Here is a 25,179-nt window from a genome sequence, read left to right as displayed (position 1 = left end):
CCGGGCCGGCGCCCCGCTCAGCGTCGTACCGCCACACCCCACCGGCGCCCCCTCAGCGTCGTGCCGCCGCGTCCAGGTCCGTGAAGAGCAGTTCGCCGTTGATCGCCGCGCCCGCGCGGTAGCCGCGGCTGGCCGCATTGATGACCTGTTCGGCGAAGCCGGAGGCGTTGCCGGCCGCCCACAGGCCGGGGACGGTCGTCAGGCCGCGTTCGTCGATCACCGGGTAGGAGCCGAACGGCGTCTCGCGCAGCTCGGCGCCGAGCCGCCGGAGTAGATCGGTGCGCGGCACCGCGCGCGGGGCGGCGAAGAGCACCTCGCGCTCGTGCACCGCGCCGTCGTCGAGTCGTACACCGGTCAGCCGGTCGTCCTCGATCACCAGGCCCGCGACCTCACCCGGCACCACCGTCACCCCGGCCGCCGCCAGCCGGCGCAGGTCGTCGCCGGACAGTTCCTCCTCGGCCACCCGGTGCAGGAAGAACGTCACGTCCTTGGACCACTGGGTGACCATCAGCGCCTGGTGCGCGCTGAGCGCACTCGTGGCCAGCACGCCGAACGCCTGGTCGCGCACCTCCCAGCCGTGGCAGTACGGGCAGTGCAGCACGTCCCGCCCCCAGCGCTCGGCGACGCCGGGAACGTCCGGCAGCTCGTCCTTCAGCCCCGTGGCCACCACCAGGTGCCGGGCGCGCACGCTGCGGCCACCGGCCATCCGTACGGCGAAGCCGCCGTCCTCGCGCGTCGCGTCCACCGCCCGGTCCCGGACCAGTTCCACGCCGTACCGGGCGATCTCCTCACGGCCCACGGCCAGGAACTCGGCGGGCGGCATCCCGTCCCGGGACAGGAACCCCTGCATGTGAGCGGCGGGCGCGTTGCGCGGCTCGCCCGCGTCGACGACGAGCGTGCGGCGCCGGGCCCTGCCCAGCACCAGCGCGGCGGACAGTCCGGCCGCGCCGCCCCCGACGACGACCACTTCGTACGTCTCGGTCATGGTGACCACCTCCGCCCCCGACAGTGACCCGGAGGATCCGGAAACGACAAACGTCTTTGCCGGTTCGGCAAGACACAATGGGGGCATGACGACGGACGAGGTACTCGCGGGCGTCGGCCCGAGACTGCGACGGATCCGCAAGGAGCGGGAGGTGACGCTGGCGGCTCTCTCCGAGTCGACCGGCATCTCCGTCTCCACGCTGTCCCGGCTGGAGTCCGGCCTGCGCAGACCCAGCCTGGAGCTGCTGCTCCCGATCGCGCAGGCCCACCAGGTCCCGCTGGACGAACTGGTCGGCGCGCCCCCGGTCGGCGACCCCCGGGTGCGGGCGAAACCGATCACCCGGGGTGGCCGCACCCTGTACCCGCTGAGCCGGCAGCCCGGCGGGCTCCAGGCCTACAAGATGGTCCAGCCGCAGCGCGCCGAACGGCCCGATCCGCGCACGCACGAGGGCTACGAGTGGCTGTTCGTGCTGTCCGGGAGGCTGCGCCTGGTGCTGGGCGAGCACGACGTCGTGCTCACGCCGGGGGAGGCCGCCGAGTTCGACACCCGGGTGCCGCACTGGTTCGGTTCGACGGGGGAGGGGCCGGTGGAGTTCCTCAGCCTCTTCGGTCCGCAGGGGGAGCGGATGCACGTACGGGCGAGGTCGAAGCGGGGGTGACGCACCTGACTGTTCCCTGATGGGCAAGCGACCGCTTAGTATGTGGGGAACCGGTCGGACGACGCAGTCTTGTGGAGGCTCCGCATGCAGGCATGGCAGGTGCACGAGAACGGTGAGCCGAGCGAGGTGATGCGCCTCGAGGACGTCGAGCGTCCCACGCCCGGCGACGGCCAGGTCCTGCTCAGGGTGCGCGCCGCGAACATCAACTTCCCCGACGCCCTGCTGTGCCGGGGCCAGTACCAGATCCGTCCGCCGCTGCCGTTCACGCCGGGTGTGGAGATCTGCGGCGAGACCGAGGACGGCCGCCGCGTGATCGCCAATCCGGCCCTGCCGTACGGCGGTTTCGCCGAGTACGCCGCCGCGGACGCCGCCGCCCTGCTGCCCGCGCCCGACGCGCTGGACGACGCGGAGGCGGCCGCCCTGCACATCGGCTACCAGACCGGCTGGTTCGGCCTGCACCGCCGGGCCGCGCTCCAGGCCGGCGAGACCCTGCTCGTCCACGCCGCCGCCGGAGGGGTCGGCAGCGCGGCCGTACAGCTCGGCAAGGCCGCCGGCGCCACCGTCATCGGTGTCGTGGGCGGCGCCGAGAAGGCCGCCGTCGCCCGGGAACTGGGCTGTGACGTGGTGGTCGACCGGCGCGCCGAGGACGTCGTCGCCGCCGTCAAGGAGGCCACCGGCGGCCGCGGCGCCGACGTGATCTACGACCCGGTCGGCGGGGAGGCGTACACCCAGTCCACCAAGGTGGTCGCCTTCGAGGGCCGGATCGTCGTCGTCGGCTTCGCGAGCGGCACCATCCCGAGCCCCGGCCTCAACCACGCCCTGGTGAAGAACTACTCGATCCTCGGCCTGCACTGGGGTCTGTACAACACCAAGAACCCCAAGCTCGTGCAGCAGTGCCACGAGCAGCTCACCGAGCTGGCCGCCCGGGGCGCGATCAAGCCGCTGGTGAGCGAGCGGGTGCCGCTGGACGAGGCCGCGGCCGGCGTGCAGAAGGTGGCGGACGGCCTGAGCACCGGCCGGATCGCCGTGGTGATGGAGGGAGCAGCATGACCGACGCCGAGGAACTGCGCCGCCGGACCCGGGAGTTCCTGGCCGCGCACCCGCCCGCCACGACCGACCGCCTCGACTTCCTGCGGGCCCGCTTCGACGCCGGTCTCGCCTGGGTCCATTACCCCGAGGGTCTCGGTGGCCTCGGCGCCCCCCGCTCCCTCCAGGGTGTCGTGGACGCCGAACTGGCCGCCGCCGGCGCCCCCGACAACGAGCCGCGCCGCAACGGCATCGGCCTCGGCATGGCCGCGCCGACGATCCTCAAGTACGGCACCGACGAGCAGAAGCAGCGCTTCCTGAGGCCCCTGTGGACCGGGGAGGAGGTCTGGTGCCAGCTGTTCAGCGAGCCCGGCGCCGGCTCCGACCTGGCCGCGCTCGGCACCCGTGCCGTCCGCGAGGGCGACCAGTGGGTCGTCAACGGGCAGAAGGTGTGGACGTCCGGCGCGCACAACGCCCGCTGGGCCATCCTTATCGCCCGCACCGACCCCGACGTGCCCAAGCACGCCGGCATCACCTACTTCGCCTGCGACATGACCGACCCCGGCGTCGACGTCCGGCCGCTGCGCCAGATCACCGGCGAGGCCGAGTTCAACGAGGTCTTCCTCACCGACGTCCGCATCCCCGACGCCCACCGCCTCGGCGAGGTCGGCGACGGCTGGCGGGTCGCGCAGACCACGCTCAACAACGAGCGCGTGGCCATCGGCGGCATGGCCCTGCCCCGCGAGGGCGGCATGATCGGCAAGGTCGCGAAGACCTGGCGCGAACGCCCCGGCCTGCGCTCCCACGACCTGCACCAGCGGCTGCTGAAGCTGTGGGTCGAGGCCGAGGTCTCCCGGCTCACCGCGGAACGCCTGCGTCAGCAGCTCGTCGCCGGCCAGCCCGGCCCCGAGGGCGCCGGCATGAAACTCGCCTTCGCCCGCCTCAACCAGGAGATCAGCGGCCTGGAAGTGGAACTGCTCGGCGAAGAGGGCCTGTTGTACGACGACTGGACCCTGCGCCGCCCCGAGCTGGTCGACTTCACCGGCCGGGACGCCGGCTACCGCTATCTGCGCTCCAAGGGCAACAGCATCGAGGGCGGGACCAGCGAGGTCCTGCTCAACATCGTCGCCGAGCGCGTCCTCGGGCTGCCCTCCGAGCCGCGCACCGACAAGGACGTCGCCTGGAAGGACCTGGCCCGATGACGGATCTGCTCTACTCCGAGGAGGAAGAGGCGCTGCGGGCCGCGGTCCGGGACCTGCTCACCGACCACTGCGCCCCGGCCGACGTGATCACCCGTGTGGAGAGCGACACCCCGCACGACCGCGCCCTGTGGAAGTCCCTCGCCGAGTCGATGGGCCTGGCCGGACTGCTGGTGCCCGAGGAGCAGGGCGGTCAGGGCGCCTCGCACCGCGAGGTGGCCGTCGTCCTGGAGGAGCTGGGGCGCGCGGTCGCGCCGGTGCCGTACCTGACCAGTGCCGTCGTCGCCACCGAGGCGCTGCTGGCCTGCGGCGACGCCGAGCTGCTCACCGCCCTGGCCTCCGGCCGCACCATCGGCGCCCTCGCCGTCGGCCTGCACCTCGCGCCCGGCGCGGCCTTCCCCGCCGTCCGCGTGGAAGACGGCCTGCTGCACGGTGAGTTGACGGGCATCGCCGATGCCTCGGCCGCCGACGTCCTGCTCGTGCCGGGCGAGGACGGCGGACTGTACGCCGTGGACGCGGACGCCGCCACGGTCACCGCCCAGGTGTCGCTTGACCTGACCCGCCCGGTGGCGACGGTACGGCTGGACGGCGCTTCCGGCCGCCGACTCGGCGACGCCGGACCCGCCGTACGCCGGGCCCTGCGTGCCGCGGCCGGACTGCTCGCCTCCGAGCAACTGGGCGTCGCCGACTGGACGCTGACCGAGACCGTGCGCTACCTGAAGGAGCGCAAGCAGTTCAACCGGCCCGTCGGCGGCTTCCAGGCGCTCAAGCACCGGCTCGCCCAGCTGTGGCTGGAAGTCGTCAACCTCCGGGCGGCCGCCCGCGGCGCCGCCGACGCCCTCGCGACGGGTACGGACACCGACGTGACGGTCGCCGTCGCCCAGGCCTACGCCGCGCCCGTCGCCGTTCACGCCGCCGAGGAGGCGCTGCAACTCCACGGCGGTATCGGCATGACCTGGGAGCATCCGATCCACCTGTACCTCAAGCGGGCCAAGGCCGATGCGATCGCCTACGGCACGGCCGGGGCGCACCGCGAGGCGCTGGCCGCTCTGGTGGACCTCCAGGCGCCCTGACGCGCCGCCGTGCGTAAAGCCCGTCCCCTCACCGGGGGCGGGCTTTCGCCTGTCCGGCCACGAGAAGTGAACAACGCGCCAACTCCCCGCTCAGCCAAGTACCTTGCAGCGTGAGGGCACGCATACTCTCCCCGGTCCCATCCGACCTCAAGGGAGGCAGAGCATGGCCCTCACCACCCGCCGCAGAGCCCTCACCACTCTTGGCGCCGCCCTCGCCGGCACCCTCGCGCTGCCCGCGACACAGGCGTCTGCCGGTGAACAGCGCCGCGGGCCCCGCCCGTTGTGGCACGCGCACGCCCACAACGACTACGTGCACCCGCGCCCCCTCCTGGACGCGCTCGACCACCGCTTCGGCAGCGTCGAGGCCGACATCTTCCTCGTCGGCGACCAGCTCCTCGTCGCCCACGACCCGGTCGACCTCGACCCGTCCCGCACTCTGGAGTCCCTCTACCTCGCCCCGCTCGCCGCCCGCGTCCGCGCCCAGGGCGGCTCCGTCTACCGCGGTTACCGCAAGCCGCTGCAGCTGCTCATCGACATCAAGACCGAGGGCTCCTCCACCTACCGGGAACTCGACCGCCACCTCAGCCGCTACCGGCACCTGTTCACCACCTGCGCCCACGGCCGCGTCCACCCGGGCCCGGTCACCGCGGTCGTCTCCGGCGACCGGGCGGCGCGCATCCCGATGGAGGCACAGACCGTCCGGCACGCCTTCTACGACGGCCGGCTCACCGACCTCGGCGGCTCAGCATCCGCCTCCTTCATCCCGCTGATCAGTGACAACTGGACGCTGAACTTCACCTGGCAGGGGGCCGGCGCCTTCCCCGACACCGAGCGGGCCAAGCTGCGCGGCATCGTCGCGCAGGCGCACGCGCGCGGGCAGCAGGTGCGGTTCTGGGCCACCCCCGACACACCCGGCCCCGCCCGCGACGCCCTGTGGACGGAACTGCTCGCCGCCGGCGTCGATTACCTCAACACCGACGACCTCGCCGGAGCGGAAACCTTCCTGGATACCCACCGCACTCGGTGACACCACCCGTTCGGGGGACACGTCAGCCACCCGGGTCAACCCTCGCCTACGCCACACTTGCGGCCGAACGCCGTGGAACGGACGGGCGTGCAAGGGCGTGGCGTCGCGTCATGCGGCGTCGTGGCGGAGGAGGCCGACGATGGCGATTTCCATCTCAGTGGTGCTGCTGCTCCTGCTCCTGGCGGTGATCTTCATCCGCAACGGCGGACTGAAGATCACCCACGCCCTGGTCTGCCTGCTGCTGGGGTTCTACCTCGCCAGCACCAGCATGGCGCCGACCATCCAGAGCGGGCTCACGGCCACCGCCGACATCGTCGGCAGCCTCCGGCCGTGAGCCCACCGGCCCTCACCGGCCGACGAACACACCGATGCCGTTCGGGACGGGCCGCTCGGCGCCACCGGTGGGATGGTTGCGCACGGACACGGCCGTCTCTCCCGGCGCCCGGGCCACCAGCGTGGTGGAGCCGCCGCCGTCCAGGCTGAACCCCTCGCGCGCACCCAGCCCGCGCAGCGCCTCGGCCACCTCCGCGACGGTCAGCCCCGTGCGGTACTCGGCGGCACCGTCCAGGGCCAACAGCAGCACCCGCCGGCCGCCGTCGGCAAGCCCCACGGCGGTGCGCACGGCGGCCGTGGTGTCGTCCAGCCCCGGCAGCGGCTGCCCGCCCGTGAGCAGCGGATAGCCACCGAGCGCGAAGTGGTACGGCACCCCGCTCCCGGCGGCGACCAGCCGGTGCGTCACGCTCACCTTCTCGCCCTCGGCCAGCTTCCGCAGCCACTGCGCACCGGTCTCCCGGCCCACCAGCACGGTCGTCCCGCGTGCGATGGGTCCGGTGCCCGGCGTGTCGGGCGCGGCGACCACCCGCCCCTGACGGAGGGTCACCTCAAAGGTGTCGGTGCTGCACGGTGCGGCCCGCTCGGTGTCCGTGCCGCAGGTCGCCCGCTTGCGCGAGGCGCTGCCCCACTCGGCGGTGAAAGCGCCGACGGAACCGACGGGCAGGGCGTACTGGTTCAGCCCGCCGAGAGGCAGCGTGCCGTCCGGGGTGCGGACCGAGCCGCGCAGGCTCAACCGCCCCATCCGGGCCCGCCGGTCGGTCCCCATACCGATGACCTCCTCGGTGGTGGTGCCGGGTGGCAGCGCAGGCCCGAACCGCTGTCCGCCCGGCACCGCCGCCTTGAGTACGTGACCGGTCGCGATCGCCGGGCCCACGCTCGCCCCGGTCGCGTCCGCGTCCGGGTGCTGCGTCTCGGTGATGTTGAAGAAGTCACCGTTGACGCCCGCGACGGCGCCCTCGGCGTCGGCCAGTTGTGAGACGGGCGCCCGCGCGGCCACCGCGCCCGGGTACAGCAGCCCGAGGCGCACCTTAGCGTTGCGCAGGTCCACGCTCAGTACATGGGCGTGCGTGACTCCCTTGGCGCCCTGGATGTCCAACTCCTCGTACACCACGCCCGGCGCGAGTGGTGTTCCCCGCTCGGCGGCACCGGTCGGCGCCGCGCCCGCCAGGGCTGCTCCGGTCAGCGTGCCGAGCGCCGCGAGGAGTGTCAGGACCGATCTGCCCCGCGCGGGGCTTTTCCGACGTGTCGCCACGAGTCCCCCTGATGTCACGTCAACTGTCCCCAGGATCCCGGGGCTGCGCCCCAGACGGCACCGCCCCGCGCGGCAGACACGGGGCCCGAGTGCAGTGCATGCCTCCGTGCCGTCAGGCGAAGTTGACCAGCCGGATGTAGCGCACCCAGTCCCAGTTCGGTCCGGGGTCCGTGTGGTCCGCGCCCGGCACCTGGTAGTGGCCGAGGATGTGCGTGCGGTCCTTCGGGATGCCGTAGCGGTCGCAGATCGCCGCCGTGAGTCTCGCCGACTGCTCGTACAGGGTGTTGGTGAAGTAGGCCGGCTGGTCCACCCACCCCTCGTGCTCGATGCCGATGCTGCGCGTGTTGTAGTCCCAGTTCCCCGCGTGCCAGGCGATGTCCTTCTCGCGCACGCACTGGGCCACATGCCCGTCGGAGGAGCGCACGACGTAGTGCGCGGACACCTTCTTCTGGGGGTTCTGGAAGATGGAAAGGGTCGTGGCGTACGTCTCCTCGGTGACGTGGATGATCACGTAATCCAGGGGATAGGCGGACGGCCGGCTGGAGGCCGTGTAGTTGGAGGTGCTCGCCGGCTGCCACTCGGCGGGCGGATAGTCGACGGCCTGTGCCTGGGCGCCGGCCCGCGCGGGCGGGAACAGGGCGGAGGAGGCGGCGGCGAGAGCGGCGCCGGTGAGGAGCCGTCGTCTGCTGGGAAGCGGTCGTGACCGTTCCATGGGCGGATGCCTTTCGACGTGGGGGAGGGTGCCCGGCCGCCGTACGGCAGCCCGGGGGCAGCGCTGTGGATCCTGGGTCGCTCATCGGGTCACGCTCCGTCATGCGCGCGGCGGGGAAAGCGGGTTCGCCGCGAGGGACGGGCGACGACCGGGTTTCACGGTACGGCCGTCCGGGGGCGCGCAGAAGAGGACGGCGCCGGGTCGGTGGACGGCACACGCATTGTGGACAACGCGCTCACCCGTTCGGGCGAACTCACCTCAGTTCGATGAGCGTTGGGGGCGCCGGCTCCCCGCGCGTCAGGCCCGCTCCGCCACCTGCGCCGGGTCGTCCAGTACCGCCCGCACCACCGAGTGCGCGGCACCGAGCAGCGGTCCCTGCGGCCCCAGCCGGGACACCGAGACCGGGCAGGCGCGTCCGGCCGTGCGCCCGTCCAGTTCCTCACGGAGCGCCGGCAGCAGCCACGGTGCGAGACCGGCCAGCGCGCCGCCCAGCACGACGGCTTCGGGGTCGAGCAGGTTGACCGCACCCGTCAGGGCGATGCCGAGCGCCACCCCGGCCTCCCGCAGGGCCCGCCGCACCGCCTCGTCGCCGCCCGCCGCCCGCTCGGCGAGCAGCCCCACCCGGTCCTCGCCCGGCTCCACATCAGCGGCCCGCAGGACCGCCTCCTCACCGGCGTACTGCTCCAGGCACCCGTGGCCGCCGCAACCGCAGGCGGGACCGTCCGGGTGGACCGGCACATGCCCCAGCTCGCCCGCGAAACCGCGCGCCCCGCGCAGTAGCCGCCCGTCCACGACCACCGCCGCGCCGATGCCGATCTCGGCCGAGACGTGCAGGAAGTCCCGCGGAGTGCCCTCGCCGAGCCACAGTTCGGCCAGGCCGCCGAAGTTGGCCTCGTTGTCCACGACCAGCGGGACGCCGTCCGGGGCCAGCGCGCCGAGGTCGGCATCGCGCCAGTCCAGGTTCGGGGCGCGGACGACCGTACGCCCGTCCGGCGCGACGAGGCCGGGCACCGCCACGGCGAGCCCGGCGGGCCACAGACCCTCACCTTCGGCCTCGGCGACGACCCGCCGGACGAGGACGGCCAGCTCGGCGAGGACGGGCTCGGGGGAGCGGCCCCGGTTCGTGCCGTGCCGCTCGGCCCGGGCCCGCACCTGACCGCGCAGGTCCACCGCGCAGACCGCCAGATGGTCGACGCCGACCTCCGCGCCGATCCCGGCGGGACCGCGATCGCTGACGGCGAGCGCCGATCCCGGCCGGCCCACCCGCCCGGGCCGTTCGGGGCCCAGCTCCTGCAGCAGCCCGGTGCGTATCAGCTCGTCGACGAGGGTCGACACCGCCGCCCTCGTCAGGCCGATACGGGAGGCGACCGCGGCCCGGGAGAGCGGACCCTGCGCGCTGACCGTGTGCATCACCCGGGCCAGATTGCGGCGGCGCATGCCCTGCTGGGTGTCGGGCAGCGCGCGCCCCGGGGACGCCGGGTGGGTCTCGTGCAGCGGTGCGCTCATGCCGGAAGCCGGTCCTCGGTCGATGTCGTCAGTGGACCTCCCGCCCGAGCAGCGGGGACGCGTCGGAGAGTACCCCGGAGATCCTGCTCAGCGTCTCCTCGTCCCGCTCCACGGCTTCCAGCACGGGTCCGCGCGCGGTGTCCCAGCGCCGGGCGACCGCGGCCGGGTCCTCCCCGGTGAGCAGCCCGGCCGCCTGGGCCGCCGCGCCGAGCGCCACCAGTTCCCGGGCCTCGGGCACCTGCACCGGGCGCCCCGACAGCCGTCGTACCGTCTGCTGCCAGGCCGTGCCGCGCGCGCCGCCGCCGATCAGCAGCAGGGGAGCCGCCGGGTCGGCGTCCTCGTCCAGCACCCTCTCCAGCGCGCCGAGCAGCGCGTGCACGGCCCCGTCGTAGGCGGCCTGCAGCAGCTGGCCGGCGGTGGTGTCGTGGCGCAGGCCCAGCAGCAGGCCGGAGGCGTCCGGGAGGTTCGGTGTGCGCTCGCCGTCCAGGTAGGGCAGCAGGGTCACGTCGGCGGCGGGCTCGACGGCCTCGCGGTCCAGGCCCAGCAGGGCGGCGACGCGGTCGACGGCGAGCGTGCAGTTCAGGGTGCAGGCCAGCGGCAGCCAGTCGCCGCGGGCGTCGGCGAAGCCCGCCACGGTGCCGGTCGGGTCGGTGGGGCGGTGCCGGGACACCGCGTACACCGTGCCGGAGGTGCCGAGGCTCATCACCGGCGTTCCGGGACGCAGGCCGAGGCCCAGGGCTGCGGCCGCGTTGTCGCCGGTGCCCGCCGCGACGAGGGTTCCCTTGGAGAACGGCAGATCGTGGTGTTCGCGGACCGTGCCGGCGATCTCTCCCGGGCGCACCACGCGGGGCAGCAGCGCCGGGTCCAGTCCCACGCGTGCGAGGATCTCCTCGTCGTACGCCTCGCCGGTCGACGCCCACCAGCCGGTCCCGGAGACGTCGCCGCGGTCGGTGGTGCCCTGGCCGGTGAGCCGCTCGGTCAGGTAGTCGTGCGGCAGACGCACCGCCCTGGTCGCGCGCACCGCCTCCGGCTCGTGTTCGGCGAGCCAGGCCCACTTCGTCACCGTGAACGACGCGGTGGGCACGCTCCCGGTGCGCTCGGCCCAGAACTTCCGCCCACCCAGCTCCTCGGTGAGCCGGCGCGCCTGCGGCGCCGAGCGCACGTCGTTCCACAGCAGGGCCGGGCGGACCGGCTCGCCGTGCTCGTCCAGGGTGACCAGGCCGTGCTGCTGCCCGCCGATCGAGACCGCGGCCGCCTCGTGCGCGGGCTCGCCGCACTGGCGCAGCGCCTCGCACAGCGCGTCCCACCACTGCCGCGGATCGCTCTCGCGGCCGGCGCCGGAGGAGACCGTGTGCGGTGCCTGGCCGCTCGCGACGACCCGGCCGGTGGAGGCGTCGACGACCAGCGCCTTGGTGGACTGCGTGGACGTGTCCACGCCGATGACGAGCGGACCCTCGGCTGCTGACATCGTGCTCTCCCTCTCGATGCGGCTCGGGACGGCGTGCCCCTTGTCTTTTCCCCCCGGTGCGTGCGCATACTAATTTGTAAAGCGCCATGACGAAATAGTCGCGAGCAAGAGCAAGGAGCCGTGGCATGAGCTACCAGCCCACCCCCGAGGACAGGTTCACGTTCGGTCTGTGGACCGTCGGCTGGCAGGGCAGGGACCCCTTCGGGGACGCCACCCGCGCCGCCCTGGACCCGGTCGAGACGGTGCAGCGCCTTGCCGAGCTGGGCGCCCACGGGGTGACCTTCCACGACGACGACCTGATCCCCTTCGGCTCCACCGACACCGAGCGGGAGGCGGTCGTCAAGCGCTTCCGGCAGGCGCTGGACGCCACCGGCATGAAGGTGCCGATGGCGACCACGAACCTGTTCACCCACCCGGTGTTCAAGGACGGCGCCTTCACCTCCAACGACCGCGACGTGCGCCGCTACGCGCTGCGCAAGACCATCCGCAACATCGACCTCGCCGTCGAGCTGGGCGCCCAGGTCTACGTCGCCTGGGGCGGCCGCGAAGGTGCCGAGTCCGGCGCGGCCAAAGACGTGCGGGTGGCGCTGGACCGGATGAAGGAGGCGTTCGACCTCCTGGGCGAGTACGTCACCGAGCAGGGCTACGACCTGCGCTTCGCCATCGAGCCCAAGCCCAACGAGCCGCGCGGCGATATCCTGCTGCCCACCGTCGGCCACGCGCTTGCGTTCATCGAGCGCCTGGAGCGCCCCGAGCTGTACGGCGTGAACCCCGAGGTCGGCCACGAGCAGATGGCCGGGCTGAACTTCCCGCACGGCATCGCGCAGGCCCTGTGGGCGGGCAAGCTGTTCCACATCGACCTCAACGGCCAGTCCGGCATCAAGTACGACCAGGACCTGCGCTTCGGCGCCGGCGATCTGCGTGCCGCGTTCTGGCTGGTCGACCTGTTGGAGAGCGCCGGTTACGCCGGTCCGCGGCACTTCGACTTCAAGCCGCCGCGCACCGAGGACCTCGACGGCGTCTGGGCCTCCGCCGCGGGCTGCATGCGCAACTACCTCATCCTCAAGGAGCGCGCCGCCGCCTTCCGCGCCGACCCCGAGGTGCAGCAGGCCCTGCGCGACGCCCGCCTGGACCAGCTCGCCCAGCCCACCGCCTCCGACGGCCTCCAGGCCCTGCTCGCCGACCGCGCGGCCTTCGAGGACTTCGACGTCGAGGCGGCGGCCTCCCGCGGCATGGCCTTCGAGCACCTCGACCAGCTCGCCATGGACCACCTGCTGGGGGCACGCGGCTGACCGCCGGACAGCTCGTGGGGGGCGGCACACGCGTGTGCCGCCCCCCACCGCTCCGCCTACAGCGTGTGCGGCAGGCGCACGTAGACCACGGTCGTCTCCACCCCGCTGTCCACCAGCCGGCCCTGCGCATCGAAGGCGCCGGTGCCGTCGGTCATCCCGAAGTCGTTGTCGTTGATCAGGGCGAGGGTGTCGTGGTCCACGCGCGCGACGCCCTCGATCTTCCCGGGCACGCCGGCCACCGTGCCCACATCCACCACAAGCCGCTTGCTCAGTACCGGGACGCCCGCGGACGCCGGGTCGTCGAGCTGCTCCAGCGAGGGCGACGTCGTGTCGTCGTCCCAGCGGCCGCCGAGGATGTCCGCCGAGCGCTCCAGACGGACCAGCTGCAACCGGGCCGTCCGATCGGTGCGCTCCTCGACCAGCAGCCGGTCACCGCCCATCGCGACCACGGAGGAGATCTTCAGCTCCGAGGTGTCGTCCTCGCCCGGGTCCACCACACCCACCGGGTCGAAGCGGTAGGCGTACTCGGCCGTGACCGCCTGCTTCCGCGGCGAGAAGCGCAGCAGCCGCGTGGTGCGCGAGGCCTCGCCCGCGGCCGTGTCCGGCAGCGACAGCGGGCTCTGCAGCGCCATCACCAGATCACCGCCGGGCAGTTGGGCGAGCCCCTCGAAGCCGCGGTTGATCTTCCGGTGCAGCAGCACGGACGGCAGGGCTTCCATCACGGGGTAGTCCGCGCCGGTCAGTTTCAGGCCCTTGGGCACGTAACGGGTGAGGACCCTGCCACTCGCCGAGACGTGGACCAGCGACGGCCCGTACTCGTCGACGACCCAGAAACTCCCGTCCGCCGACCGCACGATCCCTTCGGTGTCCAGCCCGTTCGGGTCGTACGACAGCGGCGTCCGCGCGTCATAGGAGTACGGCGCCTCGTCGCGGCCCCGCTGGTTCGGCAGACCGGTGACCGGGCGGCCCGACGCCGTGGTGATGGGGACGGCCTTCAGCACCCGCACGGTGTCGCCCTGCACGCGGATCTTCACGATCGCCGGGTCGAACCCCGGCACCGGGAACGTTCGGCGCTTGCTGCCGTTCACCTTGATCTGGCCATTGGGCCCGCGGTCCGTCACCGTCCAGAACTCGCCCTTGCGGCCCGCCGGGTAGATGTCGCTCCCGACGCCGCCGAGGTCCACGCCCCGGTCGTCGTCCACCGTGCCCGGCAGCAGCGCGTTGCTGAACTCACCGAGCGGCAGGTCCCCGAGCGTCGCCGTACGGGTGACGTGGGCGTCGGCCGAGGCAGCCGACACGGCCGGATGGGCCGCGGCGAGGGCGGCCACCACGGCGAAGGGAACGCCCACCGCGAGGGAACGGTGGACACGGCGCCGGCCGGCGGCGTACGGGGACATCGGGCCTCCTGGAGACAAGTTCACTGACTGCCGCCAGAGTTGGGCCCGCCCCCGAATGCCGCGCGACGGCGAGGTGAACACCGGGCGTCGGCCGCTCGTCGGACCGGCCCGGGGGCGCCTGCGCCCGGGGCGCCTGGCCGGCCGTCGGCTGGCTCGTGCCGAGGCCGGGGGCTCCTCGCTACGCCGTCGGGATCGTGGCGAGGCGGGGGCTGTCGGCGGGCCGGCTGGATCGTGGCGAGGCGTGGGCTGTGGTGGCGGGCCGTGGCGAGGCGGGGACTGGCTCCGGGCCGGCTGGATCGTGCTGAGCCGTGGGCCGATGTCAGGCCGTCGGATCATGCCGAGCCGTGGGCCTGTGCCGAGCCGTGGGCCTGTGCCGGGCCGTGGGCCTGTGCCGGGCCGTCGGATCGTGCCGCCATGAGGGCGGTGGCCGGGTCCGTGGCGGGCGGTCCGGCCGGTACCCAGTGCCCGTGTGCCCGGCGGAACGGCCACCAGCGGCCGTCCCGGCCCAGACGCACCTGCGCGTCCGTCACCGTCCACCGGTTGCCCTCGGCCTTCAGCGGCGGGCGCTCGTCGTCCTCCCCCGCGGCGTCCAGGGCGGCACGCGCGCGTGCCAGCGTCTCACCCCGCACCGTCCACTCCTCCTCCAGTGCGGACAGTCCGGCCGCCCCGCCCAGCCGCCACGCGAGAGCGGCGCGGTCCAGCGCCTGCGGTGACCTCCCCGAGGCGGCCGCCAGCCGCCGGGCCACCTCCGGGCCCGGCTCACCGGCCGCAAGCCGTACGGCGTCCTCGGCGGCCGTCAACTCCGGATCCGCCGGTGTCGGCGGAGAGCTCAGCGCCTGCGCCAGCAGCCGATGGGCGGCGTCGGCGGCCCGGGCGGCCAGGAACTCCAGCGCGGCCGGGTCGGGGCCCGCCGTCTCGCTGTCCAGGGAAGGCGGCTGCCCCGGCTCCTCGGGAAGCTCGGGCGCGACAGGCAACGGCGGCAGAACGGCCCCGGCTGCGAACGCCTCCGCCGCGTCCACGCCCTCCGGCTCACGCGCGGGCGCCGCGTCACGGGACTGAAGGGCCTCCAGTACGGCCCCCTCGGACCGGCCGCGCATCAGCAGCAACACGAAAGGATCCTCGTCGAGCAGCCGCGCCACCTGATGGCACAGGGCCGCCGTGTGCCCGCAGTGGTCCCAGGCGCCGCACTCGCACTGCGGCTCCAGGTCACCGATCCCCGGCAGCAGGTCGACACCCGCGTGTGCCGCGTCCTCGACCAGATGCGGCGGCATCTCCCGCTCCAGCAGTGCCGCCACGTGACCCGCGCGTTCCACCGCCATCGAGAGCAGCCGGTCCCAGGCGTCCTCGGCCAACTGCGCCAGCAGCACATCGGCCCGGTACCCGATGCCGTCCCGCTCCCGTACGACGGCGGTGAGCCGGCCCGGCCGGACCGACACCGCGCCGACGGCGCCCGCCCGCGCGAGCCTGCGCCCCGTCTTCACCTGCCCGGTGTCCAGGGCGGTGTCCTCCAGCGCCCTCAGCCAGGCCAGCCCCCACCAGGTGCGGGCGAAAGCCCGCCCCCGCACCGGCGGCAGAGCCGCGAAGACCCGCTCGGTCGCCTCGTCCTGCCGGTTCATCGCTCTCCTCCCCGCAGCTCGACCAGTTCGGCCAGCTCCGCGTCCGTCAGCTCGGTCAGGGCCGCCGACTCGCCCGTACCGAGGACCGCCTCGGCCAGCTCCCGCTTGCGGTCGAGCATCTGCGCGATGCGGTCTTCGATGGTCCCCTCGGCGATCAGCCGGTGCACCTGCACCGGCCGGGTCTGGCCGATGCGGTGCGCCCGGTCGGTGGCCTGCGCCTCGACGGCCGGGTTCCACCACCGGTCGACGTGGACGACATGTTCGGCCCGGGTCAGGTTCAGCCCCGTGCCGGCCGCCTTCAGCGACAGCAGGAACACCGGCACCTCACCGTCCTGGAAGCGCCGCACCATCGCCTCCCGCTGGACGACCGGGGTCCCGCCGTGCAGGAACAGCGTCGCCACTCCACGGTCGGCCAGATGGCGTTCGACGAGCCGGGCCATGCCCACGTACTGCGTGAAGACCAGGACGCTCGCCCCCTCGGCCAGGATGGTGTCGAGCAGTTCGTCCAGCAGCTCCAGCTTCCCCGACCGCCCGGCGATCCTCGGGTTCTCCTCCTTCAGGAACTGCGCCGGGTGGTTGCAGATCTGCTTCAGGGCCGTCATCAGCTTCACGATGAGCCCCCGCCGGGCCATGTCGTCCGCCTCGGAGATCCGCGCGAGGGTCTCGCGCACCACGGCCTCGTACAGACCCGCCTGCTCCGGGGTGAGGGCGACCGCGCGGTCGGTCTCCGTCTTGGGCGGCAGCTCGGGCGCGATCCCCGGGTCCGACTTGCGCCGGCGCAGCAGAAACGGTCCCACCAGCCGGGCCAGCCGCTGGGCGGCGGCGGGGTCGCGGCCGCCTTCGACCACCTGTGCGTAGCGGGTACGGAAGGTGCCGAGGCGGCCCAGCAGACCGGGGGTGGTCCAGTCGAGGATCGCCCACAGCTCCGACAGGTTGTTCTCCACGGGGGTGCCGGTGAGCGCCACGCGTGCGTGCCCGCCAAGTGTGCGCAGGGCGCGTGCCGTGGCGGACTGGGGGTTCTTCACATGCTGGGCCTCGTCCGCGACCACCAGGCCCCAGGACACCGCGGCCAGGCGGACGGCGTCGTGCCGCAGAGTGCCGTAGGTGGTGAGCACGAACTCGCCCTCACCCACGTCCTCCAGATCGCGTCGCGGACCGTGGAAGCGGCGTACGGCGGTGCCCGGGGCGAACCGCTCGATCTCGCGCTGCCAGTTGCCCATCAGGGACGTCGGGCAGACCACCAGGGTGGGACCGGCGCTCGCCGGATCGGTCTGCCGGTGCAGGTGCAGCGCGATCAGGGTGATCGTCTTGCCGAGCCCCATGTCGTCCGCGAGGCAGCAGCCGAGGCCAAGGGAGGTGGTCCGGGCCAGCCAGGTCAGCCCGCGCCGCTGGTAGCCGCGCAGCGTGGCGGCCAGCGCGGCGGGCTGGGCGATGTCCTGTGCGGCGTCCGGATCGGTGAGCCGGTCGCGCAGTGCGGCGAGCCAACCGGTGGCCCGGACCTCGACGCGGTGGCCGTCGACCTCGGTCGCGCCGGTCAGTGCGGCACCGAGCGCGTCGACGGCTGTGACCTTGCGCTCCTGCCGTGCTTGGGCCCGGCGCACCTCCTGAGGGTCGATCAGGACCCACTGGTCGCGCAGCCGCACCAGAGGGCGGCCGGCCTCGGCGAGCCGGTCCAGCTCGTCACGCGTGAGCTGCTGCTCGCCCAGACCGAACCACCAGGAGAACGACAGCCTCGCGTCGGCGCACAGGATCGACGGCACGCGCGTGGAGCCGTTGCCGGACATCACCGGGTTGCCGGGCGGTCGGTGGTCGGGCGTCACCGGGTCGTCGGGCGGTCCGACGACGGCCCGGGTGGTCAGCGTGCGGGCCAGGGACCGGGGCCAGTGCACCTCCACCCCCGCCTGGGCGAGGGCGCGCGCACCCGTGCCGAGCAGGTCGGACACCTCCTCGTCGGCCAGCTCCACGGCATCCGGTACGGCCGTGGACAGCAGCGGAGCCAGCGGCGGCCAGGCACGCGTCGCGCGGCGCAGTGCGACCAGGGCGTCCATCCGCGCGCGTGGACCGAACGCCTCGCCCGCGGCCTCCGGAGCCGCCCACAGGTCGGCGGCGTCGATCACGCGCGCGGGATCACGCACGCTGTGCAGCTGCGGCACGGCCCGGAAGCGCAGCGCCTCCGCGCCCAGCGCCTCCTGGTCCAGCCCCTTGTCGCTCAGCCCCTTGTCGTCGTGCCCCGCGTCACCCAGCCCCGCGTCGTCCAGCCCCAGGCCGGCCTGCGCCGAGGTGGCCGAGCGCGGCACCTCGATGCCGTCCTGTGCCGCCTCGGTGAGCCCCGGCACCTCGACGCGCAGGGACAGCCGGAGCCCCGCGTCGTGACCGGCGGCGAGGTCGGCCGCCCAGGCGCGCAGTTCGGGCATGCGCTGTGGCTCGTGCACGGCGAAGGCCGGGCCGTCGGTCACCGCGGCAGCGGCCGGCGAGCGGGGCAGCGTGTCGGCGACCGCGTCGAGGAAGGCCCGCAGAAGCCCTTCCGGATCGGGCAGCCGCAGCGGCCATGCGGAGCCGAGGGGGACGGCGTGGGCCTCCGGGGGCATCGAAGCGGCGAGCCGGCGGATGCCCTCGAGGTCCTGGGCGGTGTGCGGACCCGAGCGCCAGGCGTCCTGATCGGTCGCGGACAGGCCCGGCAGGAACAGGCCCCGCGCCGCGAAGTGCAGGGCCAGGACGGCGGCCGAGCCCCAGAAGGCGGCCGCGCGATGTCCGTGCCGGGCGGCACGCGCGTGGGCGAGGACCGGCAGCGCGGTGCGCACCGGCAGCAGCAGGGCGGGCACGGTCACCGGCTCCACGCCGTGCTCGCCGGGCAGCGCGACGGTCAGGTCGGTGACGGAGGCCGACGCCGGGGGCGGGGGTGCGGTACCGTCCGGCCGCCAGAAGGCGACCGCGCCGGTACGGGGCGGGTCTCCGGGCACGAACACGGCGCTGCACCGGGCCAGTTCGATGGGGTCGGGCGAGGGCGCCGGCGGGGCGGACGAGGGAAGACGCAGCACGACGGAGGCGCACTCCTCAAACTTGACTACTGGGGGGGGAGTCGCCGAGGTTACAGCACGGCCATGCCGAACCGTGGCCCGATCCATGTGAGCCGGGTCACCATGAATACGGTGGCCGGCCGGCCGCCGACCCGTAGGGGATGCCTCTCAGGGCTTTGTCAGGGTCGGTGGCCGGAACTGCGGGAGACGCCGGGCCGTTTCCACCACAGACAGCGGCAGCGGCCGCGAAGGAGGCGACGCACATGTCGAAGAACGCGAAGATCGCCGCAGGGGGTGTGGCGGTCGGTTTGCTCTTGCTGATCTGGCTGCCCTGGTGGGCGGCGCTGCTGATAGTCCTCGGCGTCCCGACCGCCGCCTACCTGACCCTCGACCCCTCCCAGCGGCGCAGGCTGCGCCGGGTCACGCGCAAGGAGCTGGGCCGCTGAGGTTCTATCGGGCCGCGGCGTCCGCGCCGCCCAGCGCACAGGAGCCGACCACGTCACCGCTCGCGGGCTTCGTCACCGTGTGATCCGCGGGCGGTGCGGCACCCCGATCCACCCAGGAGACCAACGCGTCGAAGGCCGAGCGATAGCAGGGCAGGATCGGCCGCAGCCGGTCGGGATAGCTGTCGTAGAGCCCGTCGACGTGCGTACCGCCCGCGATCGTGTAGTACCGGTGCAGCGCGCCGCGTCCGCTCCCCTCCACCATCCGCGCGTACACGTCCGAGTCGGCGGCCTTGGGCAGCAGCGCGTCCAGGTCGCCGTGCAGCGTGATCAGCGGCCTGCCGATGCGGCCGGTCAGCGCGACACGGGCCACCGCGCGATGTACGGCGGCCGGACGCGAGGCGTAGTCGTACGTGGCGTCCGAGGCGCACGGTGCGAGGATCTGCTCCGCGGTGGTCCCGGCCGACGGACCGGGGCAGCCGGGGTCGTAGGCGGGGTCGAACTCCGCGCGGTAGATCTTCTGGGTCACGCCCCAGTAGGCCTTCTCGTGATACGGCCACAGGAACTCCGAGCCCCGCGCGAAGCCCGCCGCGTACAGGTCCTCGTCCCGGGCCGCGCCGAGCGTCCGGGCCACGCCCGTCGGCAGGGAGGTGAGCAGACTGGGGCCGCGCGTGGTCCACAGCGCGCCCTCCCAGTCCACGCCTCCGTCGTACAACTCAGGATGGTTCTCCAGCTGCCAGCGCGTGAGATAGCCGCCGTTGGAGATGCCCGTGACGTAGGTGCGCCGGGGCGCGTGGCCGTACCGCTGGGCGACCACCCGGCGGGCGGCGCGGGCGAGCTGCGTGGTCCGCGTGTTCCACTCGGCGACCGCGTCGCCGGGCCGGGTGCCGTCGCGGTAGAAGTCGGCCCCGTTGTTGCCCTTGTCGGTGGCGGCGTACGCGTACCCGAGGGCGAGGACCTGGTCGGAGATCGCCTTGTCGGTCGCGTACTGCTTGCGCGTGCCCGGCGCGCCCGTGACCACCAGGCCGCCGTTCCATCTGTCCGGCAGCCGGATCACGAACTGCGCGTCGTGCCGCCAGCCGTGCGTGGTGTTGAAGTGGGACGAGTCCGGGAAGTAACCGTCGATCTGCGCCCCCGGCACCCCGGACGGCGTCCGGGTGGCCGCGGCCGTGAGCCCGGCCTGGTCGGCGGTGTCGGTGTAGGTTGTGCCGGCGAGCGCCGTGGTGGTGAGGTCGGGCAGACAGGCGGCGCGCTGGAGTTCGGCGCCCGGCACCCGCACCGCCTCCAGCCTCGCGCAGTGCCCGGGTGTCTGCGCATGTGCGGCGGGCAGGGGGCCGGTGACGGTGGCCGCCAGCAGAGCGGCGACGAGTGGCATTCCTCGGGACAGACGCATCACGGCCTCCGGGGCAGCGGGGACAGCGGGACAGTGCGGGCGGCAACAGCTGTCGGGCCGGCCCGCGGCTGCCCCATCGTGGTGGTCCTGTGACCCATCGGCCATGGTGTGGCGCCCCAGGGAAAGGGCCCGCATCATGGGGCGGCCCACCATGGTGAGGGAGGGGCGCCGCTCCAGGAGGCGCCCCACCATGCTCGGAAGCCGCTGGGCCACCGCGGTGTCCCGACGGGCGTCAAGAGCCCCGCGGGCACCGTTCCTGCCGCGCGAACGCCGTCAGAGAGGACGCACGGCCACCTTGTCGAGGGCCTCCAGCAGACCCGGCAATTCCGGCCCTCGGCCCACCGGTACGACCTCGCCCGGCCGCTCGTCGAGCAGCACGAACGCGATGTCGTCGGTCCGGGCCACCAGCGACCACCCCGGCCCGTCGGCGCGCAGGGTCCGCGCGTCACCCGGGGCGAACGACGACCTCACCCTGCCGAGCGGCGGCGGAGTGTCGACGTAGGCGCGGACCTCGTCCAGCACACGGCGGACGCCACTGGGCGAGGAGCCGTCCCCGGACGCCTCCGTCGCGGACTGCGTATCCGGCTGCTCTTTCCCCTCGCCTTCGGTCCGCAAAGGGCCTACGGAGCCCGCGCCCTTAGGTTCCTCTCCGTCCGCCCTGTCCCGCGCCGTGCCGGCCGGCGCCGCGGGGTCCTCGCCGCCGTCGGCGGGCCGGGCGAAGCTGCCGTCGTCGACCTGGTCCCGCCACGCCGCCCACTGCAGGGCGACCTCGTCCGCACCGAGCCGGCGCTGTGCGGGACCCCAGAACGACGTGTCCGGCGGGGTGAGCACCGGTCCGTCGTCGTCCTCCCGCTCGGGATCGTGGGGCTCGGGAAGGCCGGGGGCGGCGACGGCGACGTACAGTGGCCAGCCCGGGAGCGCGGTGACCACCGACCGCTCGTCCGGTGACAGGTCGTACTCCATGCCGCAGTCCCATGAGGCGATGGCGACGGCGACCAGCGACACGTCGTCCGTCACGACCGTCCAGCGCGCGCCCGCGCCGTCCTGGCCGAGCACCAGGCCGTAACCGTCGGCGAGCGGTGCGAGGCCGAGCGCGGCGCACGCCTCCGGATAGTCGTCGCCGAGCACACTTGGGAACTGCGCCGGCGTCAGCAGCACCGCCGTGAGCACATAGAGCGCGTCGTCCTCGGCGGCGACGGCGTCCTCGTCCGTCCCGGCCATCCCAGCCTCCCCATCGGTTTCGTCCAACGGCGCGCACCCTAGTGCGCCGCGGAGTCGCTTGTCACGACTCCCCACGCACCCGGAGCTGCAGTTTTCCACCTGGACGGGGGCGAATCGACCGTCCCGGCCGAGCACCCGCGGGCGCGTCAGGACGCCGGCAGCCCGAGCAGCGCCCGGGCCACCTCCCGCGGCGACTCGCCGCGCTCCCGGGCCAGCGCCACGACCGCCCGGTACGCCAGCTCGCTCACCCCGAAGGACAGTGCCTCCGGCGACACCCAGCCGGCCGCCTCGTCCACCCGCTCCTGGTCGTCCTCCGCCCTGGCCGAGACGTATACGGCGGCCGCCTCGAACAGGTTGTGCGGTCGGGCGTCGCGCCCGGTGTGCGTCCCTGTCCGCACCGAGCCGAGGAGTGTGGCACTGGCCTTGCGCACCCTGCCGAACATGGTGACGTCCTTCCCCTGGGAAAGTTTCCCGACCGACCGACCGACCGACCGACCGACCGACCGACCGACCGACCGACCGACCGACCGACCGACCGTTCCACTCGTGCCCTTCATCTGCTGCTGTTCAACGTAGAGTTGGAGCCTCGGCGGCAGAAGAGGAACAGTGCGGTGAAGCGCTACGAACGACTTCGGCAGATCCGGCGCATGGACCCGTACCGGGACGCCACGGAGATCGTCCGCCTGGTCTCGGCCTACGAGTTTCCCTGGGACTACACCCGCTCACTGGAACTCGCCCTCTACCGCACCTACGCCGTGCCGAGCATCGGCCGGCTCCTGGCGGAGACGGCCGAACTGACGGACCGCACGCAAAAGCGCTACGACGACACCGCGCTCCTGCTCGACGCGATCGTCGAGCACGGCTTCACCGGCACCCCGGGCCGCACGGCGATCCGCCGCATCAACCAGATGCACCGCAGCTACGACATCAGCAATGAGGACATGCGCTATGTGCTCTGCACCTTCGTCGTGATGCCGCGCCGCTGGATCGACGTCTACGGCTGGCGCAGACTGTCCCGCCACGAGACCGTCGCCTTCAGCGAACACTTCCGCACCCTCGGCCGGCACATGGGCATCAAGGACCTCCCCGCCGACTTCGAGGAGTTCGAAGCCTGCCTCGACGGCTACGAAGAGGCCCACTTCGGCTGGGACGAGGCCGCGCGCCGGGTCTCCGACGCCACGCTCGACCTGATGGCCTCCTGGTACCCACGTCCGCTCGCCCCCCTCCTGCGCACCGCCACGCTCGCCCTGCTCGACGAGCCGCTGCTGCACGCCTTCCGCTATACGCCGCCCGGCCCCGCCGCCCAGACGCTGGTGCGCCGCGCGGTACGGACCCGGGGACGCCTGGTCCGACTGCTGCCGCCGCGGCGCGCCCCGCACTTCGCGCGCCAGAACTGGGAGATCAAGAGCTACCCCGACGGCTACCGGTTGAACGATCTGGGCACCCACCCGGTTCCCGGCCTGCGCGGCTGCCCCGTACGACACATGGGCGACTCAGCCTCCCAGTGACGCCAGCGTCTCGCGCAGCCAGGTGAGTTCCGCCTGCGATGTGGCGCGCGCGATGGTGAGCAGACCACGCCGGAAGGGGTCCGGCAGTTCCTCGGCGGACACCGGCCGGTCACCGTCGTAGAAGAAGCTCGCAGGCTGCTCCAGGAAGGTCAGCCGGCGCCGCAGCACGGCCGCCTGGGCGGTGGGGTCGTCGAGGTGCCGCAGGAAGGCGAGCACCGTGAACCAGCGGTTCTCGTCGGTGATGTCCTGCGGTCCCGGCTCCGTCAGGCGGTGGCGCAGTTCTCGCCTGCCCTCGTCGGTCAGCGTCAGCACGTGCCGGGGCGCGGCGACCGCCCCAGGTTGCGTGGTGCGCGCCAGCAGTCCCGCCTTCTCCAGGCGCTTGATCGCCGGATACAGGGTGCTCTCGGCCACCGGGCGGACGTGCCCGGTCAGGGCCGTGATGCGTTTGCGCAGTTCATAGCCGTGCAGCGGGGCGTCGTAGAGGAATCCGAGGATGGCGAGCTCCAGCATGCCCGCATTCTCTCTCATGCACGCGGTACATCGACAACGCGGTACTTCGACTTCTCCATACCTCGAGAGCGATGTATCGTCTCGGGGTCGTGCTGACACCGACGTCCGAGGGAGGACTTGATGAGGCAGGCCGAGTTCGACGGCAAGGGCAGCCGGATCCGCTGGACGGAGACGCCGGGTGCGGAGCCCGCGCGCGTGTATGTGCACGGGCTGGGCGCGGCCTCGTCCGTCTATCACGCACACATCGCGGCCCGGCCCGAACTCGCGGGGAGGCGCAGCCTGTTCGTCGACCTGCCCGGGCACGGCATCAGCGATCGACCGGAGCACTTCGGCTACACCCTCGAGGAGCACGCCGACGCGCTCGCCGCCGCCCTCGACGCGGCGGACGTCACCGGCGCGGAGCTGATCGCGCACAGCATGGGCGGTTCGGTCGCCCTGGTGCTCGCCCACCGCCGCCCGGACCTGGTCTCCCGACTGGTTCTCACCGAGGCCAACCTCGACCGCGATCCGCCGCCCACCGCGGGCAGCAGCGGCATCGCCTCCTACGAGGAGGACGAGTTCGCCGGCGGCGGCCACGCGCGCGTGCTGGAGCGGGTGGGGCCCCTCTGGGCCGCCACCATGCGGCTGGCCGATCCGCGTGCCCTGCATCGCAGCGCGGTCGGTCTGCGGCGCGGCTCGGACCCGGTGATGCGCAGGCTTCTGGAAGAGCTGCCGATGGAGCGGGTGTACCTCCAGGGCGAGCACAGCGGAGAGCTGGTGGGCGCCGCAGGGCTGGAGGCCGCCGGCGTTCGCGTGGTGAGCGTGCCGGACGCCGGCCATAACGTCATGTTCGACAACCCCGACGCCTTCGCCGCCGCGATCGCCGGGCGGCTGTGACCGCTCAGGCCTCCTTGACCGCCAGGGCCAGGAAGCGGTCGTCACGGTCGACGTACGACGTCATGCGCCAGCCCGAGCCTGCCAGCATCGCACGCAGGTTGGGTTCCGCGCGCAGGTCGTCCGGGGTGATCTGCCTGCCCTGACGGGCCGCCAGCGCGGCCCGGCCGATGGGGTGGAACAACGCCAGCGCCCCGCCGGGACGCACCACGCGGGCCAGCTCCCGCAGATTGTCGGCCGGTCGCGGCAGGTGGGCGATGAGTCCCGCCGCGAACACCGCGTCGAGGGACGACGAGCGCACCGGCAGCGCCGACACGTCGGCGAGCGCCAACAGCCCGTCCCGGTCCCGCCCCGCCTGTACCGCGGCCCGCAGCATGGCCGGCGTGAGATCGGCGCCGACGACGACGCCCGTGGGACCCACGGCAGCCCGCAGCGGGGTCAGCGCACGCCCGGTGCCGCACCCCGCGTCCAGTACCCGATCACCCGGGCGCAGCCCGAGATCGGCGACCGCGGCGGCGTAGGCCGGGCCGTCGTCGGGGAAGCGGCTGTCCCAGTCGGCCGCACGGGCGGTGAAGAACTCCTGAACATGCGTGTGGTCATCGCTCATGCACCGCATGATTCCGCATCGCCCCTCACCGACACGGATGACGCAGCTGTGCGCATGTTCGAG

The 25,179-nt window shown here is 73.5% G+C and carries 23 protein-coding genes; 10 read left to right on the top strand and 13 right to left on the bottom strand.

All coding sequences use genetic code 11. The features are described 5' to 3' along the window. Positions 1-52: 52 nt before the first annotated feature. Complete coding sequence (locus AB0J12_RS19560) at positions 53-985, bottom strand: NAD(P)/FAD-dependent oxidoreductase (RefSeq protein ID WP_363265561.1); 933 nt, start codon at positions 983-985, stop codon at positions 53-55. Positions 986-1,070: 85 nt separating this feature from the next. Between AB0J12_RS19560 and AB0J12_RS19555 the strand changes: the two genes are divergently transcribed. From AB0J12_RS19555 to AB0J12_RS19530, 6 genes are all read left to right on the top strand, one after another. Beyond that, positions 1,071-1,643, top strand: a complete 573-nt coding sequence (locus AB0J12_RS19555; RefSeq protein WP_363265560.1) for an XRE family transcriptional regulator — start codon at positions 1,071-1,073, stop codon at positions 1,641-1,643. An 84-nt stretch (positions 1,644-1,727) separates the two neighbouring features. Next, positions 1,728-2,693 carry an NADPH:quinone oxidoreductase family protein gene (locus tag AB0J12_RS19550; RefSeq protein ID WP_363265559.1) on the top strand — a complete coding sequence of 322 codons (966 nt, stop codon included), beginning with the start codon at positions 1,728-1,730 and terminating at the stop codon, positions 2,691-2,693. Then, positions 2,690-3,871, top strand: coding sequence for an acyl-CoA dehydrogenase family protein (locus AB0J12_RS19545; RefSeq protein ID WP_363265558.1), 1,182 nt, complete (start codon positions 2,690-2,692; stop codon positions 3,869-3,871). Before AB0J12_RS19550 ends, AB0J12_RS19545 begins: the two co-directional genes overlap by 4 nt. After that, positions 3,868-4,941 carry an acyl-CoA dehydrogenase family protein gene (locus AB0J12_RS19540; RefSeq protein WP_363265557.1) on the top strand — a complete coding sequence of 358 codons (1,074 nt, stop codon included), beginning with the start codon at positions 3,868-3,870 and terminating at the stop codon, positions 4,939-4,941. Before AB0J12_RS19545 ends, AB0J12_RS19540 begins: the two co-directional genes overlap by 4 nt. Before the next feature lie 163 nt (positions 4,942-5,104). Next, positions 5,105-5,968 carry a phosphatidylinositol-specific phospholipase C/glycerophosphodiester phosphodiesterase family protein gene (locus AB0J12_RS19535; protein ID WP_363265556.1) on the top strand — a complete coding sequence of 288 codons (864 nt, stop codon included), beginning with the start codon at positions 5,105-5,107 and terminating at the stop codon, positions 5,966-5,968. Positions 5,969-6,107: 139 nt separating this feature from the next. After that, the gene (locus tag AB0J12_RS19530; RefSeq protein WP_363265555.1) at positions 6,108-6,302 is read left to right on the top strand and encodes a hypothetical protein; all 195 of its coding nucleotides are present in this window, start codon (positions 6,108-6,110) and stop codon (positions 6,300-6,302) included. A 12-nt stretch (positions 6,303-6,314) separates the two neighbouring features. Here AB0J12_RS19530 and AB0J12_RS19525 read toward each other — a convergent pair whose 3' ends face one another. From AB0J12_RS19525 to xylB, 4 genes are all read right to left on the bottom strand, one after another. Next, on the bottom strand, positions 6,315-7,553 hold the full coding sequence (locus AB0J12_RS19525; protein ID WP_363265554.1) for a phosphodiester glycosidase family protein: 1,239 nt from the start codon (positions 7,551-7,553) through the stop codon (positions 6,315-6,317). Positions 7,554-7,665: 112 nt separating this feature from the next. Continuing rightward, complete coding sequence (locus tag AB0J12_RS19520) at positions 7,666-8,265, bottom strand: N-acetylmuramoyl-L-alanine amidase (RefSeq protein ID WP_363265553.1); 600 nt, start codon at positions 8,263-8,265, stop codon at positions 7,666-7,668. A 297-nt stretch (positions 8,266-8,562) separates the two neighbouring features. Further along, entirely contained in the window at positions 8,563-9,771 is a 1,209-nt protein-coding gene (locus tag AB0J12_RS19515) for an ROK family transcriptional regulator (protein ID WP_363265552.1), read from the bottom strand. 28 nt (positions 9,772-9,799) lie between these two features. Then, complete coding sequence (gene xylB, locus AB0J12_RS19510) at positions 9,800-11,239, bottom strand: xylulokinase (RefSeq protein ID WP_363265551.1); 1,440 nt, start codon at positions 11,237-11,239, stop codon at positions 9,800-9,802. A 125-nt stretch (positions 11,240-11,364) separates the two neighbouring features. On the opposite strand from xylB, the gene xylA reads away from it, so the two are divergent. Next, positions 11,365-12,531 carry a xylose isomerase gene (xylA, locus tag AB0J12_RS19505; protein WP_363265550.1) on the top strand — a complete coding sequence of 389 codons (1,167 nt, stop codon included), beginning with the start codon at positions 11,365-11,367 and terminating at the stop codon, positions 12,529-12,531. 56 nt (positions 12,532-12,587) lie between these two features. On the opposite strand, the gene AB0J12_RS19500 is transcribed toward xylA, so the two are convergent. The 3 genes from AB0J12_RS19500 to AB0J12_RS19490 all read right to left on the bottom strand — a co-directional run bounded on the left by AB0J12_RS19500 (position 12,588) and on the right by AB0J12_RS19490 (position 18,582). Further along, positions 12,588-13,928 carry an esterase-like activity of phytase family protein gene (locus AB0J12_RS19500; protein ID WP_363265549.1) on the bottom strand — a complete coding sequence of 447 codons (1,341 nt, stop codon included), beginning with the start codon at positions 13,926-13,928 and terminating at the stop codon, positions 12,588-12,590. A gap of 332 nt (positions 13,929-14,260) precedes the next feature. After that, positions 14,261-15,544 (bottom strand): SWF or SNF family helicase, encoded by a 1,284-nt coding sequence (locus AB0J12_RS19495; RefSeq protein WP_363265548.1) that lies wholly within the window; start codon positions 15,542-15,544, stop codon positions 14,261-14,263. Next, the gene (locus tag AB0J12_RS19490; RefSeq protein WP_363265547.1) at positions 15,541-18,582 is read right to left on the bottom strand and encodes a DEAD/DEAH box helicase; all 3,042 of its coding nucleotides are present in this window, start codon (positions 18,580-18,582) and stop codon (positions 15,541-15,543) included. Before AB0J12_RS19490 ends, AB0J12_RS19495 begins: the two co-directional genes overlap by 4 nt. 242 nt (positions 18,583-18,824) lie before the next feature. Between AB0J12_RS19490 and AB0J12_RS19485 the strand changes: the two genes are divergently transcribed. Next, complete coding sequence (locus AB0J12_RS19485) at positions 18,825-19,007, top strand: hypothetical protein (RefSeq protein WP_030316648.1); 183 nt, start codon at positions 18,825-18,827, stop codon at positions 19,005-19,007. Positions 19,008-19,011: 4 nt separating this feature from the next. On the opposite strand, the gene AB0J12_RS19480 is transcribed toward AB0J12_RS19485, so the two are convergent. The 3 genes from AB0J12_RS19480 to AB0J12_RS19470 all read right to left on the bottom strand — a co-directional run bounded on the left by AB0J12_RS19480 (position 19,012) and on the right by AB0J12_RS19470 (position 22,061). Then, complete coding sequence (locus AB0J12_RS19480; RefSeq protein ID WP_363265546.1) at positions 19,012-20,397, bottom strand: tannase/feruloyl esterase family alpha/beta hydrolase; 1,386 nt, start codon at positions 20,395-20,397, stop codon at positions 19,012-19,014. Between the two features lie 273 nt (positions 20,398-20,670). Next, positions 20,671-21,618, bottom strand: coding sequence for a hypothetical protein (locus tag AB0J12_RS19475; RefSeq protein ID WP_363265545.1), 948 nt, complete (start codon positions 21,616-21,618; stop codon positions 20,671-20,673). 146 nt (positions 21,619-21,764) lie between these two features. After that, positions 21,765-22,061 (bottom strand): hypothetical protein, encoded by a 297-nt coding sequence (locus AB0J12_RS19470; RefSeq protein WP_363265544.1) that lies wholly within the window; start codon positions 22,059-22,061, stop codon positions 21,765-21,767. Positions 22,062-22,229: 168 nt separating this feature from the next. Here AB0J12_RS19470 and AB0J12_RS19465 point away from each other — a divergent pair, with 168 nt between their 5' ends. Further along, entirely contained in the window at positions 22,230-23,126 is an 897-nt protein-coding gene (locus AB0J12_RS19465) for an oxygenase MpaB family protein (protein WP_363265543.1), read from the top strand. Here the strand turns inward: AB0J12_RS19465 and AB0J12_RS19460 are convergent. Beyond that, complete coding sequence (locus AB0J12_RS19460) at positions 23,112-23,636, bottom strand: PadR family transcriptional regulator (RefSeq protein ID WP_363265542.1); 525 nt, start codon at positions 23,634-23,636, stop codon at positions 23,112-23,114. The genes AB0J12_RS19465 and AB0J12_RS19460 overlap by 15 nt on opposite strands. Before the next feature lie 120 nt (positions 23,637-23,756). On the opposite strand from AB0J12_RS19460, the gene AB0J12_RS19455 reads away from it, so the two are divergent. After that, complete coding sequence (locus AB0J12_RS19455) at positions 23,757-24,512, top strand: alpha/beta hydrolase (RefSeq protein WP_363265541.1); 756 nt, start codon at positions 23,757-23,759, stop codon at positions 24,510-24,512. A 4-nt stretch (positions 24,513-24,516) separates the two neighbouring features. On the opposite strand, the gene AB0J12_RS19450 is transcribed toward AB0J12_RS19455, so the two are convergent. Beyond that, positions 24,517-25,116, bottom strand: coding sequence for a class I SAM-dependent methyltransferase (locus tag AB0J12_RS19450; RefSeq protein WP_363265540.1), 600 nt, complete (start codon positions 25,114-25,116; stop codon positions 24,517-24,519). Positions 25,117-25,179 lie beyond the last annotated feature (63 nt).

It is taken from the genome of Streptomyces sp. NPDC049915 (genome assembly GCF_040656475.1).
GTDB lineage: Bacteria > Actinomycetota > Actinomycetes > Streptomycetales > Streptomycetaceae > Streptomyces.
Note: the sequence above shows the minus strand (reverse complement) of the source record. Positions and strands in the feature narration are given on the sequence as shown.